Genomic DNA, 14,866 nt, shown 5'->3' with positions numbered 1-14,866 from the left:
GTCTTACTCCTCATTAATTTTATGGTGTTAATGACTACCCGAGGCAATCAAGAACCCGATTCAAAATAACACAAATAAGATTGTGTGCAAGGCAATAAGCCTATTCAAGTGCCCATCCCCATTTTTTTCGAAGGACATTTGGCTTTACGTAACCATAGGTTAAAGTAGTGTTTTTCTCATCGTTATCCGGAGTGTTTATGTCCTCAGCATTTGTTTTGCCAGAACCTTGGCAGCATGCCTTAAAGACTTACCCAGAGTTGCTTAATGAAGCACCAAAAGTGTTAGCGGCAAGTGATTATGTGAATCACTGGGGGCAGAGACAGGAAACGATGCTGATGCAGTTGCTTGAATCACAACAACTGCAAAAAAAGCTTTCTCAGGAGGAGATTGCTCAGCAGCTGGCTTCCATGCTGCAAGACGTCACAACTGAGGAGCAGTTACATCAGAAATTACGTCATTTCCGGCAATGGATGATGGTACGCATTATCTGGCGAGACTTGGCCGGTTTGGCTGATTTAGCCGAGACCATGGCAGATCTTTCGACGATGGCAGATGTCTGTATCCAACAGACATTGGACATCCTATATCATTGGCAAGTTGAAATTAATGGCGTGCCCCGAGGGCCTGATGGTCAAGAACAACAGATGATTGTGCTGGGGATGGGTAAGCTGGGGGCGGGAGAGCTGAATCTGTCATCCGATATTGATCTTATCTTCACTTATCCAGAAGAAGGGGAAACCGAAGGCGGCAGAAAACCGCTAAGCAATAGTGAGTTTTTTGTTCGCTTAGGACGAAAATTAATTCAGGCGCTGGATAACCAGACCGTCGATGGTTTTGTCTTTCGTGTGGATATGCGGTTACGCCCCTTTGGCGAAAGTGGTGCCTTGGTCTCGAGTTTTGATGCGATGGAAGAGTATTACCAGACTCAAGGGCGAGAGTGGGAACGCTACGCCATGATTAAAGCCCGGGCTATCACTGGCAATGAAGCCGATAAAAAAGCCCTTTCAGATATGTTGCGTCCCTTTGTTTATCGGCGTTATTTAGACTACGGCATGTTTGACTCATTACGTGAAATGAAGTCAATGATTGCTGGACAAATGCATCACCGTGGCATGGACGACAATATCAAATTGGGCGCAGGAGGTATCCGTGAAGTTGAATTTATTGGCCAGGTTTTTCAGCTAATTTATGGCGGGCGTGATCGACCCCTGCAACAACGACCTATTCTGACCATTCTCGATTTATTAGCGGACAGAAAATTATTGTCCATTTATGCGGTAAGCCAGTTAAAACGTGCTTATGAATTTCTGCGCAGAACAGAGCATCGTATTCAGGCCTGGGCCGATCAGCAAACCCATATTTTGCCCAGTGATGACCCATCAAGAAACCGACTTGCGCAAAGTATGGGGTTTGAAGATTGGAGAAGTTTTTATTCAGTACTCAAAGACTATCGGCAACAGATACAAGAGCATTTTGACCAGTTGCTGACGGCGCCACAAGCCGGCGATGATGGCGCTGGGATAAAGATTTCTTTGTTCAATGCTCAGCCTGAAGAAAAGTTATCGTTTATTGAACAATGTGGTTACGACGACCCTGCTGAAATACTGGCCGTTGTCGATAAATTACTTGATCTGCATATCTGCCGAAATTTGAGTCAAACCGGCAGGCAACGGCTGGAAAAATTATTGCCGCTGTTATTGCAAGCAACAGGTAATGTCGAGAATGCTGATGCGTGTTTGCCACGCTTAATTCCATTGATGGAATCCATTATGCGTCGCAGTGCCTATATGGCGCTATTAGTAGAAAACCCGATGGCATTATCGCAACTGGTCAAGCTCTGTGCTGCTAGTCCGCTAATCAGTACCCAGTTGGCAAAATACCCTGTGTTGCTGGATGAGCTGCTCGATCCTCGCTCTCTTTATGAAGTCCCCGAAAAAGAAGAGCTAAAAATACAGTTACTGCAGTTTTTATCATCTGTTGATGCCGATGATTTAGAGCAATTAATGAATCGTCTGCGTGAGTTTCGTCAGATTGCCACTCTACACGTGGCTGCCGCGGATGTGACTGGCGTGTTGCCTCTGATGGGGGTCGGTGATCAATTAACAGAACTTGCAGAACTTCTTCTGGAGCAAGTGTGGCGCATCGCTTGGGAACACTTGGTTGCTAAGCATGGTTATCCACCTGTTACCGATAATGATGATCCTCAGCAGTGCGGTTTTACCATTCTTGCTTATGGTAAGTTGGGGGGGCTGGAGCTTGGTTATGGTTCTGATCTCGATCTTGTCTTTATTTTTGATGATGAGCAGGAAGGCATGACCAATGGTGAGCGGCCAGTTGATTTAATAGTGTTTTATACCCGATTGGCTCAACGCATGATCCACCTTCTAAATACGGTGACTCCCGGCGGCATTCTTTATGAAGTGGATATGCGTTTGCGGCCGAGTGGTGCATCTGGCTTATTAGTCAGCCCATTATCAGGGTTTACCGAGTATCAGCAAAAAGAAGCATGGACCTGGGAACATCAGGCGCTGGTGCGGGCGCGCAACGTGATTGGAGACCGTCAACTTGCGCAAAAAGTGACGGATGTTCGTCAAGATATACTGGCGAGACCCCGCGACGAAGCGATGCTGGCGGAGCAAGTCAGAGAGATGCGTGCGAAAATGCGTCAGCAACTGGATAAGAGTGATAGCCAACTATTTGATCTAAAACAGGGTAAAGGTGGTATCACTGATATCGAATTTATGGTGCAATATGCAGTATTGGCATGGTCAATGGACTTGCCTGAATTACTCGTTTACACCGATAATATTAGGATTTTGGAGGCGCTAGTCGCTTCCGGAAAGCTTAAACCCGCTGAAGGGGAAATGTTGGCAGACGCCTATCGTTATTATCGGAACGAAGCCAACCACTGTGTTTTACAGGATAGACCCACATTAATGTCAGTAACTCAGTTACAAGACTTTCCGCAGCAGGTTGTGCAGATTTGGCAGCGCTGGTTAGGTGATAACGCCTGAAATCAGACTCAGATTAATCAATGAACTTGGAATAAAGCATATGGCAGTAGCAACAATGGCAGATCGTGATGGCGTTATCTGGCTCGACGGTGAATTAGTACCGTGGCGTGAGGCCAAAGTCCACGTCCTGACACATACTCTTCATTACGGCATGGGCGTATTCGAAGGGGTGCGTGCTTATAAAACAGAACAAGGCACGGCTATCTTCCGTATGCAGGAGCACACTGATCGTCTTTTCCGCAGTGCCAAAATTTTAGGCATGGGCATGCCATTTGATAAGGAAACGATCAACGAAGCTCAACGTACTGTGGTTCGTGAAAATAATTTAGATTCAGCTTATATCAGACCGATGTGTTTCTATGGTTCAGAAGGCATGGGTATCCGTGCTGATAATCTGAACACACACGTCATGGTTGCCGCATGGCACTGGGGCGCTTACCTCGGTGAAGAAAATATGACAAAAGGTATTCGCATCAGAACCTCATCGTTCACGCGTCATCATGTCAATATCACTATGTGTAAAGCAAAAGCCAACGGTAACTACATGAACTCAATGATGGCGCTGCAAGAAGCGGTCAGTTGCGGTTATGACGAAGCGTTGTTGTTAGATACACAAGGCTTTGTGTGTGAAGGTAGTGGTGAAAACTTCTTCATGGTGCGTGATGGGGTTTTATATACACCTGAACTCACATCTGCGTTGGAAGGTATCACCCGTGAAACAGTCATGACGCTGGCACGTGATATTGGCCTGAAAGTCGTTGAGAAACGTATCACTCGTGATGAAGTGTATATCGCTGACGAAGCCTTCTTCACAGGTACAGCGGCTGAAGTCACTCCTATCAGAGAATTGGATAACCGTCCGATTGGTGAGGGTACACGTGGTCCTATCACTGAAAAACTTCAGGCAATGTATTTTGACCAGGTTTATGGTCGCAGTGATGTATACAAAAACTGGAACACATTAGTTCGATAACTTAGGACTATTCGCTTGAGCAGCGAGGTTCAGGCTGGCAACAAAAGAGGTATATAAGTACATGGCAGGTCATAGTAAGTGGGCAAATATTCAGCATAGAAAAGGTGCGCAGGATGCCAAGCGTGGCAAACTCTTCACTAAGCTGATTCGTGAAATTACTGTTGCAGCCAAAATGGGCGGCAGTGATCCAGCAGCAAACCCACGATTACGTGCTGCAATCGATAAAGCGCTCGGCGCGAACATGACAAAAGATGTTATCGAGCGTGCAACAAAACGCGGTGCCGGTGAACTGGAAGGCGTTAACTATGAAGAAATTCGTTACGAGGGTTACGGCCCTAATGGCACCGCGATTATGGTTGATTGTATGACCGATAACCGTAACCGCACTGTTGCCGCTGTACGTAATGTTTTCACCAAGCGTGGCGGCAATATGGGAACGGATGGTTGCGTCGCTTTTCTGTTCAACAAAAAAGGCATTATTTCACTGGCCAGTGGCACTGATGAAGACGCGGTGATGGAAGTCGCGCTTGAAGCTGGCGCTGAAGACATTGTGACCAATGATGATGGTTCTATCGATGTATTCACTACTCCAGAAGATTATGCTGCTGTAAGAGATGCGCTAGATGCGGCTGAATTGCCAGTGGAATCAGCACAGGTAACCATGCATCCTGATACCACTGTCAGTCTGGATGTCGATGATGCCCAAAAAGCCATCAATATGATCGAAGCATTTGAAGATCTGGATGATGTGCAGGAAGTGTATTCCAACGCGGACTTTTCTGATGAGGTCATGGCTCAGCTGAATAGCTGATGTCATAAGGTATGCCACGTATCCTGGGGATTGATCCTGGTTCAAGAAAAACCGGTTTTGGCATTATCGAAATTGATGGAAAAAAAATAAAACACGTCATCAACGGCCGTCTAATGGTCGGTGATGGCGAGTTTGCCGATAGATTAAGGCAAATTTTTGAAGGTTTAACGGATCTGATTGAACGTTATCAACCCGATATGATGGCGATTGAAAAAGTCTTTTTACATAAAAACGCCGATTCTGCTTTAAAACTGGGGCAGGCCCGTGGCGCGGCTATCTGTGCGGCGGTAAGTCAGCAATTGACCGTGTCAGAATATACGGCGACCCAAATAAAAAAAGCCGTGGTCGGCAATGGCCATGCAAATAAAGCACAAATTCAATATATGATGTCGGTGATTTTGAGTTTACCTGAATCACCCGAAGAGGATGCGGCCGATGCTTTGGCCTGCGCTCTTACACATGCACATCACTCTGCTATTGGTGGTAGCCAGAGTAAATTACCAGCGGGTATGCGCACCACTCGGCGCGGAGGAAGATATAGTCGATGATTGGACGTTTGCGGGGCATTATTATTGAAAAGCAGCCACCAGAACTTGTTCTGGATGTGCATGGCGTTGGTTATGAGTTATCAGCACCCATGTCGACCTTCTTTAATTTACCCGCAGTGAATGAAGAAGTGATGCTTTTCACCCATATGGTGGTGAGAGAGGATGCTCAGCTTTTATATGCCTTCGCGACTGAACGTGAACGTTTACTTTTCAGAAGTCTATTGAAAGTCAACGGGGTGGGTGCCAAGCTGGCCTTAACGATTCTTTCTGGCAGTGATGTGGATACTTTTGCCCGTAGCGTGCAGGAGGGGGATACCGCCAGTCTCACCCGTTTACCTGGCGTAGGTAAAAAAACAGCCGAAAGATTGATTGTCGAAATGCGTGACCGACTTAAAGAAGTCAGCTCAGCTATGGGCATTGATACCATTGTTTCGGAAATGCCAATGACAACAGCCGGTGCTAAAAGCGAAGCGATTGAAGCGCTGGTGGCACTGGGTTATAAACCTAACGAAGCCGATAAAATGATACGCAGCTTCGATAGTGAAGGTATGACGACCGAACAAATCATCCGCCAAGCATTACAGAGAAACTGACATGGAAGAACGGTTTATCTCTCCACAGAGCAATAACGATGAAGAACGTATTGATCGTGCAATTCGTCCGATTACGCTTGAGGATTATATTGGTCAACCGGTTGTCCGTGAGCAGATGGACTTGTTTATTTCAGCGGCTAAACAGCGAAAAGAGGCACTTGATCACACCTTGATTTTTGGGCCGCCCGGATTAGGTAAAACGACTCTGGCGAATATTATTGCCAATGAAATGGGGGTCAATCTACGCCAAACATCGGGGCCTGTTCTGGAGAGACCCGGCGATTTGGCTGCCTTATTGACTAACCTCGAACCTAATGATGTTTTGTTCGTTGATGAGATTCACCGACTGAGTCCTATCGTTGAGGAAGTGCTTTATCCGGCGATGGAAGACTACCAAATCGATATCATGATTGGTGAAGGCCCTGCTGCTCGTTCTATCAAGCTGGACTTGGAACCTTTCACGCTGGTGGGGGCTACCACTCGGGCAGGCTCGCTCACTTCACCTTTACGCGATCGCTTTGGGATTGTTCAACGGCTGGAGTTCTACAATACACAGGATTTAAGTACGATTGTTGAACGAAGTGCCCGGATATTGAATGTAAAGTTAGATGCCAGTGGTGCTCATGAAGTAGCACGACGTTCACGCGGTACACCGCGTATAGCTAATCGTTTGCTGCGCCGTGTTCGAGATTATGCTGAGGTGCGTTTTAACGGCGAGGTGACAGCGGAAATTGCCAGACAGGCACTGGACTTACTTGATGTCGATAATTATGGCTTCGATATGTTAGACCGGAAATTACTGCTGGCGATTATTGAGAAGTTTGAAGGCGGGCCTGTAGGTTTAGATAACCTGGCGGCGGCCATTGGTGAAGAACGTGGCACGATAGAAGATGTACTTGAGCCATACTTGATTCAGGAAGGCTTTATTATGCGCACTCCACGTGGTCGTGTCGCGACCAAGCGTGCCTGGCTGCACCTGGGATTAAGTCCTGATCTGACATTGGACGGCCAATAATTTTATGCAAGAATTTGTTTGGCCAATCCGGGTTTATTATGAAGATACCGATAGTGGCGGAGTCGTGTATCATTCGCAATACGTGAACTTTATGGAACGGGCAAGAACGGAGTGGTTAAGAGCGTTAGGCGTTGAGCAGAGTACACTCAGACAACAACAAGGTTTGTTGTTTGCTGTGCATTCAATGCAGATTAATTATCGGCGTCCTGCTGTATTTAATGACCTCTTACAAGTCATCTCCCGTCTGCAGAAAAGATCCGGTGCCAGTATTGTTTTTGAGCAAAGTATCTATCGCGGTGAGGAACTGTTGTGTGATGCTTTGGTCAGAGTTGCGAGTCTTAATGCAGAGACATTTCGCCCCAAACCCATACCTAATTTTATTTTGACGGAGTTGCATAGTGACTGCTGATCTATCGATTATCACCTTAATCGCTGAAGCTAGTTTGATTGTTAAACTGGTGATGCTGGTGTTATTAATGATTTCATTTTATTCGTGGCTGATTATTTTTCGTAAGCGAAGCGAGTTGGCAAAAGCAAAACGCGACGCGGATAATTTTGAAGATAAATTCTGGTCTGGCAACGAGCTGAATCGACTCTATGAAGACATTTCCTCACGACCACACACCAGCCGGGGCATGGAAGGTATCTTTGAAGTCGGTTTTAAAGAATTTGTCCGCTTAAAGAAAACCTCAACAGATAGTAACTATGTACTTGAAGGCGCCCAGCGTGTGATGCGAATTTCGCTGGCCAGAGAAATTGACCAATTAGAAACCTCACTGCCATTTCTGGCAACAGCAGGTTCTACCAGTCCTTATATCGGTTTGTTTGGTACGGTTTGGGGGATTATGAATTCTTTCCGTGCATTAGGTAATGTACAGCAGGCAACGTTATCTATGGTTGCGCCGGGGATTTCAGAAGCTTTGATCGCTACCGCAATGGGTCTGTTTGCTGCTATTCCAGCCGTTATTGCCTATAACCGTTACTCCAACGAAGTGGAGCGTTTAATCAATCGCTACGATACTTTCCTGGAAGAGTTTTCTTCTATTTTACAGCGTCAACATAGTTAGCCCCGAGGTTAGGTCATGGCTGTACATTCAAACAGACGACAACGACGCAAGGCGATGAGCGACATTAATGTCGTGCCCTATATCGACGTCATGCTGGTGTTATTAATCATCTTTATGATCACTGCCCCCATGTTGACTCAGGGGGTTCAGGTTGAGTTACCACAGGCAGATGCAAACCCCGTTGACTCACCAGAAAATACAGAGCCTTTTGTTGTTTCTGTTGATGCGGAAGGTAACTTTTATGCGGCTGTAGGCGACAAGCAAGATGAAGCTGTTGGGCCAGAAAGATTGATGGCAATAACCAGCGCAGTCTTGAGTCGTAACCCCAAAACACCAGTGATGGTAAAAGGCGATAGTGCAGCGAGTTATGGGAATGTGGTTTCTGCAATGGCGCTGTTGCAAAAAGCGGGTGCGCCGAGTGTTGGCCTGATTACCCAACAGCCAGAATCAACCGAGAACGCTCAGTAATATTATGAAACACAATATCGTCGACAATCTTTTTGCTGGCGCATCATCTCTGGTGTTACATGTCGTGCTTTTCGCCATGTTCATCATTGGTATGGATTTGACTTCAACGCCAAAACCATTAGCACAGGAACCACAAAAAGAAATTGTTCAGGCAACCGTGTTAGATGAAAACCTGGTCGAGCAGGAAGTTGCTCGTCTGGAGAAGCTTGAGCAAGATAAGAAAAACGCTGAGCAGGAACGTCAGCAAAAAGTGCAGGAGCAGTTGGAAGAAACACAAAAAGAACTTGCCCGTAAGGAGCAGGAATATCAGGACATGGAAGAACGCTCTCGTATCGAAGCAGAACAGAGAGCGAAGGCTGCAGAAGAAGAAAAACAGCGTATTGCCGATCTAGCCAAACAAAGAGAAGCGGAAGAACAAAAACGTCTGGAAGCAGAAAAACAAAGAAAACTGGAAGAAGAACGTAAACAAAAAGCTGAAGCTGAGCGTAAACAGGCTGAACTTGAAAAACAAAAAGTAGAAGCCGAGAAAAAACGCTTAGAGGAAGAAAAGCGCAAAGCTGAAGCTGAGAAAAAGCTTATAGAAGAAGAAAAACAAAAAGCGGCGGCAGAGAAAAAACGGTTAGAAGAAGAGAAGCGTAAAGCAGAAGAAGCCAAACAAAAGGCCGAAGCTGAGAAGAAACGTTTAGAGGAAGAAAAACGCAAAGCCGAAGCTGAAGCCAAACGTAAAGCAGAAGAAGCGAAACGTAAGGCCGAAGAGGAAGCTCGTAGAAAAGCTGCCGAGTCTGATCTTCAGCGCCAGCTTGAGCAGGAACAGCAAGAGCGTGAAGCACGCCGGGTAAAAGGTGTTGTCGATCAATACAGTCTGATGATTCAACAACGTGTAAAACGTTATTGGTTAAGGCCGGCTAATGTTCAATCTGGACTCCAATGTACAGTACAAGTGTCACTGTTACCTGGTGGTGATGTTAAGAATGTAAAAATTGTTAAAAGTAGTGGCAATGCAGTCTTTGATCGATCTGCTGAGTCAGCTGTATATAAAGCAGCGCCGCTACCGCAGCCTTCAGATCCAAAAGCTGCAGCAGCATTACGAGATTTTCAATTTATCTTTAAACCCGAATAGAGGATGGATGCGATGTTCACACGTTGGTTAAAAACAGTCGCGCTATTAATGTTTTTCGTGCCATGGCCGGCACATGCGTTATTAACAATCGAAATTACAGGCGGTTCGGAAGCGGCATTACCTATTGCTGTCGTACCCTTTGGCAATGAGGGCTTCGCGCCGCCGGAAGATATCTCCAGCATTATCAGTAATGATCTGAAAAGTAGTGGTCGCTTCGCACCATTAAAACAGAGCGAGTTAATTTCGCAGCCACATGAAGGCCAACAGGTGAACTTTGCGGATTGGCGGTTATTACGTTCTGAAGGCTTATTGATCGGTAAGGTTAGCAGCCAGGATGGAGAAAACTATCAAGTACAATTCCAATTGTACGACGTATACAAATCACAGCAACTGGTAGGTAAACGCTATAATGTGCCCGCGTCCGGTATGCGTAATCTTGCACATCAAATCGCCGATATTGTCTATGAAACCCTGACTGGTGAAAAAGGTGTCTTCTCGACACGTCTGGCCTTTGTGACAGAAATTAAGAATGCAGATGGTAGTAAGCGTTATGCCTTACAAATTTCTGATGCCGATGGTGCAAGCCCAAGAACGGTGCTGCAATCAAGACAACCTATCATGTCGCCAAGTTGGGCACCTGATGGTGATCGTCTGGCTTATGTGACTTTTGAAAATGCAAAATCTGAGATTTTTGTGCAAGAACTCAGCACGGGTAAAAGACAATCAGTCGCTTCTTTCCGTGGTTTGAACAGTGCGCCAGCTTGGTCACCTGATGGCAAAAAATTAGCGGTTACCTTATCAAAAAACGGTAACCCGGAAATTTATGTCTTAGAATTAAGCACTGGAAAATTGTCGCGTGTGACACACAATTCACAAGCAATTGATACTGAAGCAGTATGGATGCCAAATGGTCGTGAGATTTTATTTACCTCTGACCGTGGTGGCAGACCACAAATTTATAAAGTGAATGCAGATGGTGGACGTGCTGAACGCGTTACCTTTGAAGGCAACTATAATGCCTCTGCAGATATTTCTCCTGATGGACGCATGATGACAATGGTGCATGGCGTTAACGGTAAGTTTCATATTGCCGTGCAGGATCTAGAGACAGGCGCGGTTCAGGTGTTAACTGAAACGCGAGCTGATGAGTCCCCGAGCTTTGCGCCAAACGGCCGCATGATTTTATATGCAACCGAGCAAAAAGGCAGAGGTGTATTAGCGGCAGTGTCCGTTGATGGCCGAATTAAACAACGCCTGGGAGAATCAGGTAGTGCGGTACGTGAACCGGCATGGTCGCCTTTTAAAAAGTAAGTGATAGGAGTCAATTAAATGAAAAAATTAAAATTGTTTGCGGTCTTAGTTCCATTGCTATGGTTAGCTGCTTGTAGTTCAACACCCAATAAAGGTATGAATGAAGGTGATGTGGCTGTAGAGGATCTAAGTGCACAAACATCAGGAGTTAATGGACAAGGTAATGCTGACGGTAGTGAGTACGGCTCAGAAACTCAGGTTGTTGTGGGTGAAGATGGCTACCAAGGTAATGAGTTGAATGATCCTTCAAATCCATTATCTAACCGTGTGGTTTATTTTGAATATGACAGTGCGAATGTTCGCCAGGAAGATCAGGCAACATTGCAAGCACATGCTGCTTATTTAGCGAAACACCCTAATGTGACAGTCAGATTAGAAGGTCATACTGACGAACGTGGTTCGCGTGAATATAACCTTGCATTAGGTGAACGCCGTGCTTTATCTATTCGTCAAATTTTAATGTTACAAGGTGCTGACATCAGTCAATTCCAGGTAACAAGTTTTGGTGAAGAAAGACCAGCAGTTGATGGTTCTGATGAATCTGCCTGGGCGCAAAACCGTCGTGTAGAAATTGTTTATTTAGGTCGATAGAAAAATGCAGATTAACGGCAAAAAAAAATTCATTTGTGCCGTGATTCTGGCTGTTACTCTGCCCAATATTAGTTGGGCAGAGACAGAGCCACTTCAGCAGCGTGTAGAAAGGCTGGAGCGAATCATTCAAGGCCAGGGGCTGATGAACCTGATAACTCGTGTTGATCAGTTACAAAATGAAATTCAACGTCTTAATGGTGACAATGAAACATTAAGGCATGAGCTAGAGCAAGCGCAAAAACGTCAGAAAGAAATGTATATTGACTTAGACGAGCGCATGCAAAAATTAGAAACCAACGCCTCTACGGATGCGAGTAATTCAGTAAGCAGTGATGAGCCAGCAGATACTTCAATGGCGAATGCTGGTATTAATGAAACAACGGATGAGCCATCTCCCACTGATGCAGCGCCAGTCGCTGTTGAAAATGGTGAGGCCGCCTATCAAGCTGCACTGCAAACGCTGCGAAGCGGTCAATACCAACAGGCAATTGATGCCTTAGCAAAATTCCCTGAACAATATCCGGGCAGTGTGTATTTACCTAATGCCTATTATTGGCAAGGTGAAGCAAAATATGTGTTAAGACAGTTTGCTGATGCGGCTGCGCTTTTCCAAATCGTTATTGATGAATATCCTACAAGCTCAAAAGTAGCAGATGCGCTTTTGAAAAGAGGGTTTAGCGAACAGGAAATGGGGGATAGCCAACGAGCTGAAGCTACGTTGAATCAAGTAGTAGAAAAGTACCCAAATAGTTCTGCAGCCAGACTCGCAAAAGCCAGGTTAGAACGTATCAATCAGCAAGCTAATTAAGACAGTGAGCCGGTAATTTTATGGCGCAATGTCGTATAACGGAAATTTTTTATTCTCTACAGGGTGAGTCCCGTACAGTGGGACTGCCGACTGTGTTTGTGAGGCTGACAGGCTGTCCGCTTCGCTGTGGTTATTGTGATACTGAGTATGCATTTCATGGCGGAGAAAAGATGGACCTCGATGAGATTGTGGCCAAAGTCGCTGCGTTTAATCCTCGATATGTCTGTGTGACAGGTGGTGAACCACTCGCTCAGCCCAACTGTATACCTCTATTAACGGCATTGTGTGATCGTGGTTATGAGGTGTCATTAGAAACCAGTGGGGCTATGGATATAAGTAAAGTGGATAAACGTGTCAGCCGCGTTATGGACCTGAAAACACCAGGCTCAGGCGAAGAAAGTAAAAATCGTTATGAGAATATCGAACTATTAAATACTCACGATCAGCTTAAATTTGTGGTTTGTCATCGTGATGATTATGACTGGGCAAAAGAGAAATTACAGCAGCATCAGCTAAATGAACGATGTGAAGTATTGTTTTCCCCTATTCACGGGCAGTTACAACCAGCTGAGCTTGCTGAGTGGGTTGTTGAAGACAATTTACCCGTAAGAATGCAAATACAGATGCACAAATATCTATGGGGTGAGGAGAAAGGACGTTGAAAAAAGCCGTCATTCTTTTATCCGGTGGACTTGACTCTGCGACTGTGCTGGCGATTGCCCAGCAGCAGGGATATAAATGTTTCACGATGAGCTTTGATTATGGTCAACGCCATCGAGCAGAATTACACGCCTCAGCCAAACTTGCTGAAGCCATGGGTGTTACTAAACATAAAGTTATCAATATTGATCTCACTGCCATTGGTGGTTCAGCACTGACGGATTCGTCCATAGCTGTTCCACAACAGCACGAAGAAGGCATTCCTATTACCTATGTGCCAGCACGAAATACAGTATTTTTATCAATTGCATTAGGATGGGCAGAGGTTTTAGAAGCGGATGCCATTTTTGTTGGTGTCAATGCAGTAGATTATTCTGGCTATCCGGATTGTCGTCCTGAATACATTGCTGCTTTTGAGACGATGGCCAATTTAGCAACAAAAACGGGTGTGGAAGGTCATAAGTTAACGATAGAGACTCCACTAATAGACTTAAGTAAGCAGGCCATTATTGAAAAAGGTATTTCCTTAGGCGTGGATTACAGTCTCACGGTGTCATGCTATCAAGCTGATAATGAAGGCCGGGCGTGTGGTGAATGTGATTCTTGCCGATTCCGCAAAGAAGGTTTCAGGCAAGCAGGCATAACTGATCCAACACCTTATCAAGACTGATCTAAGGTTAATTCAGCTTCTATTTCAGTTGCTGATTCAATCTCAAATGTTTTGAAACGTTTAAACGCTGTTAATAAATCACTTCTGGCCTGTTCGTTCTCCAATAGAAAATAGTTCTCTACGGCGCTCACAATATTGCTCATGAGATGGTTTCTTTCATCCATATACAATAATGCCTGAGCAACATGTTGATGATCATGGCCTGTTTCGAGCATTAATTCGGCGTTATTTAAAGCGGTTTTTAGTGTCGCTTCATCAGGTTTAGCAATGCTGATCATAGACACCTCACAATTAATTTAAAAAAAATACGCCAAAAGGGTTGTCATTTATTTAGAAAACGGTATTATATGCCGCTTGGTTTGGGCCGTTAGCTCAGTTGGTAGAGCACCGGACTTTTAATCCGATGGTCCTGCGTTCGAGTCGCAGACGGCCCACCACAAATTCAAAGGGTTATGCTAAAAGCATAACCCTTTTTTATTGCCTGTAGTTTATGCTTTGCTTGAGCCATATCACAAAACTGCACAATTCAATTATCTCCACTCAGTTGTAATCGTTGTTTCCAAAAAATAAGTTTCTCCATACTAGGATTATGTATCTGTGGTCGTTATGACGAGTGAAAAGTAGATACGGACGTATCAATCATTCCGTTTCATATTTAATACCATCAATAACAACTTCGATTTCCTACCATTGTTCGATTTCCTACCATTGAATGATCAGCTAAATTTTTATAATAAATTTAGCGATGCCTAGCATCCTTGTCGGGCGGTCTCAAAACTCCGGCTTTATTTTCTAAAGAGTTTGTTCATATACAGGCCAGTATCGTTGGCTAATATTATCAAGTAGATTTTTAAACGTTTGAATAAGCTAAACGGCTACTTGGCAGCGCTTAGCTTGGCTTATGGAAAGTGGTTATACCGACATAAGCAGAATTAAATACAGTGTAAGTGGAATGTGTTTTGCTAATTACCTTCTTATTTATTAATTGGTTATCGGTGAGTAAAGGGGTGTCTGCTTTTAAAGGGAAAGGAAAATGACAAAAATATTACGGTTTTGTGTTGCTTTCATGAATTTCCTCGCGTAATATGCGCTCCTCTTGCTGATGAGGGAACCTGAAAAGGCTGATTGAATTGGCATTTGGCTTAAGGTTTACAGTTTTAAAAATGTAAAAAATTAAGTTGACAGTCTGGCAGAGAGCTGTATAATTCTCGCTTCTT

General features: G+C 44.8%; 16 protein-coding genes and 1 tRNA gene. 16 read left to right on the top strand and 1 reads right to left on the bottom strand.

The features are described from left to right. Positions 1-197 precede the first annotated feature (197 nt). From glnE to queC, 15 genes are all read left to right on the top strand, one after another. Complete coding sequence (glnE, locus tag AC13DA_RS14700; protein ID WP_284452230.1) at positions 198-3,014, top strand: bifunctional [glutamate--ammonia ligase]-adenylyl-L-tyrosine phosphorylase/[glutamate--ammonia-ligase] adenylyltransferase; 2,817 nt, start codon at positions 198-200, stop codon at positions 3,012-3,014. A 40-nt stretch (positions 3,015-3,054) separates the two neighbouring features. Then, on the top strand, positions 3,055-3,987 hold the full coding sequence (locus AC13DA_RS14695; protein ID WP_284452231.1) for a branched-chain amino acid transaminase: 933 nt from the start codon (positions 3,055-3,057) through the stop codon (positions 3,985-3,987). 61 nt (positions 3,988-4,048) lie between these two features. Next, positions 4,049-4,798, top strand: a complete 750-nt coding sequence (locus AC13DA_RS14690) for a YebC/PmpR family DNA-binding transcriptional regulator (protein ID WP_284452232.1) — start codon at positions 4,049-4,051, stop codon at positions 4,796-4,798. A gap of 11 nt (positions 4,799-4,809) precedes the next feature. After that, complete coding sequence (gene ruvC, locus AC13DA_RS14685) at positions 4,810-5,346, top strand: crossover junction endodeoxyribonuclease RuvC (RefSeq protein ID WP_284452233.1); 537 nt, start codon at positions 4,810-4,812, stop codon at positions 5,344-5,346. Continuing rightward, positions 5,343-5,939, top strand: coding sequence for a Holliday junction branch migration protein RuvA (gene ruvA, locus AC13DA_RS14680; RefSeq protein ID WP_284452234.1), 597 nt, complete (start codon positions 5,343-5,345; stop codon positions 5,937-5,939). The genes ruvC and ruvA overlap by 4 nt, the downstream gene beginning before the upstream one ends. Position 5,940: 1 nt before the next feature. Beyond that, positions 5,941-6,954, top strand: coding sequence for a Holliday junction branch migration DNA helicase RuvB (ruvB, locus tag AC13DA_RS14675; RefSeq protein ID WP_273178384.1), 1,014 nt, complete (start codon positions 5,941-5,943; stop codon positions 6,952-6,954). A 4-nt stretch (positions 6,955-6,958) separates the two neighbouring features. Beyond that, on the top strand, positions 6,959-7,363 hold the full coding sequence (gene ybgC / locus AC13DA_RS14670; protein WP_284452235.1) for a tol-pal system-associated acyl-CoA thioesterase: 405 nt from the start codon (positions 6,959-6,961) through the stop codon (positions 7,361-7,363). Beyond that, positions 7,353-8,021 carry a protein TolQ gene (gene tolQ / locus AC13DA_RS14665; protein WP_284452237.1) on the top strand — a complete coding sequence of 223 codons (669 nt, stop codon included), beginning with the start codon at positions 7,353-7,355 and terminating at the stop codon, positions 8,019-8,021. The genes ybgC and tolQ overlap by 11 nt, the downstream gene beginning before the upstream one ends. Positions 8,022-8,036: 15 nt before the next feature. Then, complete coding sequence (gene tolR, locus AC13DA_RS14660; RefSeq protein ID WP_284452238.1) at positions 8,037-8,489, top strand: protein TolR; 453 nt, start codon at positions 8,037-8,039, stop codon at positions 8,487-8,489. A gap of 4 nt (positions 8,490-8,493) precedes the next feature. Next, the gene (gene tolA, locus AC13DA_RS14655) at positions 8,494-9,609 is read left to right on the top strand and encodes a cell envelope integrity protein TolA (protein WP_284452239.1); all 1,116 of its coding nucleotides are present in this window, start codon (positions 8,494-8,496) and stop codon (positions 9,607-9,609) included. Positions 9,610-9,621: 12 nt separating this feature from the next. Beyond that, positions 9,622-10,920, top strand: coding sequence for a Tol-Pal system beta propeller repeat protein TolB (gene tolB / locus AC13DA_RS14650; RefSeq protein WP_273178380.1), 1,299 nt, complete (start codon positions 9,622-9,624; stop codon positions 10,918-10,920). Between the two features lie 18 nt (positions 10,921-10,938). Further along, entirely contained in the window at positions 10,939-11,511 is a 573-nt protein-coding gene (gene pal / locus AC13DA_RS14645; RefSeq protein WP_273178379.1) for a peptidoglycan-associated lipoprotein Pal, read from the top strand. 4 nt (positions 11,512-11,515) lie between these two features. Continuing rightward, entirely contained in the window at positions 11,516-12,319 is an 804-nt protein-coding gene (gene ybgF / locus AC13DA_RS14640; RefSeq protein WP_284452240.1) for a tol-pal system protein YbgF, read from the top strand. Between the two features lie 20 nt (positions 12,320-12,339). Then, on the top strand, positions 12,340-12,981 hold the full coding sequence (gene queE, locus AC13DA_RS14635; protein WP_284452241.1) for a 7-carboxy-7-deazaguanine synthase QueE: 642 nt from the start codon (positions 12,340-12,342) through the stop codon (positions 12,979-12,981). Further along, positions 12,978-13,649 (top strand): 7-cyano-7-deazaguanine synthase QueC, encoded by a 672-nt coding sequence (queC, locus tag AC13DA_RS14630; protein WP_284452242.1) that lies wholly within the window; start codon positions 12,978-12,980, stop codon positions 13,647-13,649. Before queE ends, queC begins: the two co-directional genes overlap by 4 nt. Here the strand turns inward: queC and AC13DA_RS14625 are convergent. Then, complete coding sequence (locus AC13DA_RS14625) at positions 13,640-13,927, bottom strand: hypothetical protein (RefSeq protein WP_007143895.1); 288 nt, start codon at positions 13,925-13,927, stop codon at positions 13,640-13,642. The two genes, queC and AC13DA_RS14625, sit on opposite strands and share 10 nt — an antisense overlap. An 83-nt stretch (positions 13,928-14,010) precedes the next feature. Between AC13DA_RS14625 and AC13DA_RS14620 the strand changes: the two genes are divergently transcribed. Beyond that, positions 14,011-14,086: transfer RNA gene (locus AC13DA_RS14620), tRNA-Lys, on the top strand. Positions 14,087-14,866 lie beyond the last annotated feature (780 nt).

It is taken from the genome of Methylophaga sp. F-2, assembly GCF_056859315.1.
The sequence above is the reverse complement of the archived record's forward strand: the minus strand, read 5'-3'. Positions and strand labels throughout refer to the sequence as shown.

What these genes read in the sequence shown, in the direction of transcription:
- AC13DA_RS14690 (WP_284452232.1), top strand. Translation starts at nt 4,049, where the DNA reads ATGGCAGGTCATAGTAAGTGGGCAAATATTCAGCATAGAAAAGGTGCG.
- AC13DA_RS14625 (WP_007143895.1), bottom strand. Translation starts at nt 13,927, where the DNA reads ATGATCAGCATTGCTAAACCTGATGAAGCGACACTAAAAACCGCTTTA.
- queE (WP_284452241.1), top strand. Translation starts at nt 12,340, where the DNA reads ATGGCGCAATGTCGTATAACGGAAATTTTTTATTCTCTACAGGGTGAG.
- ruvA (WP_284452234.1), top strand. Translation starts at nt 5,343, where the DNA reads ATGATTGGACGTTTGCGGGGCATTATTATTGAAAAGCAGCCACCAGAA.
- ybgC (WP_284452235.1), top strand. Translation starts at nt 6,959, where the DNA reads ATGCAAGAATTTGTTTGGCCAATCCGGGTTTATTATGAAGATACCGAT.
- AC13DA_RS14695 (WP_284452231.1), top strand. Translation starts at nt 3,055, where the DNA reads ATGGCAGTAGCAACAATGGCAGATCGTGATGGCGTTATCTGGCTCGAC.
- tolR (WP_284452238.1), top strand. Translation starts at nt 8,037, where the DNA reads ATGGCTGTACATTCAAACAGACGACAACGACGCAAGGCGATGAGCGAC.
- tolA (WP_284452239.1), top strand. Translation starts at nt 8,494, where the DNA reads ATGAAACACAATATCGTCGACAATCTTTTTGCTGGCGCATCATCTCTG.
- ruvB (WP_273178384.1), top strand. Translation starts at nt 5,941, where the DNA reads ATGGAAGAACGGTTTATCTCTCCACAGAGCAATAACGATGAAGAACGT.
- ybgF (WP_284452240.1), top strand. Translation starts at nt 11,516, where the DNA reads ATGCAGATTAACGGCAAAAAAAAATTCATTTGTGCCGTGATTCTGGCT.
- pal (WP_273178379.1), top strand. Translation starts at nt 10,939, where the DNA reads ATGAAAAAATTAAAATTGTTTGCGGTCTTAGTTCCATTGCTATGGTTA.
- ruvC (WP_284452233.1), top strand. Translation starts at nt 4,810, where the DNA reads ATGCCACGTATCCTGGGGATTGATCCTGGTTCAAGAAAAACCGGTTTT.
- tolB (WP_273178380.1), top strand. Translation starts at nt 9,622, where the DNA reads ATGTTCACACGTTGGTTAAAAACAGTCGCGCTATTAATGTTTTTCGTG.
- glnE (WP_284452230.1), top strand. Translation starts at nt 198, where the DNA reads ATGTCCTCAGCATTTGTTTTGCCAGAACCTTGGCAGCATGCCTTAAAG.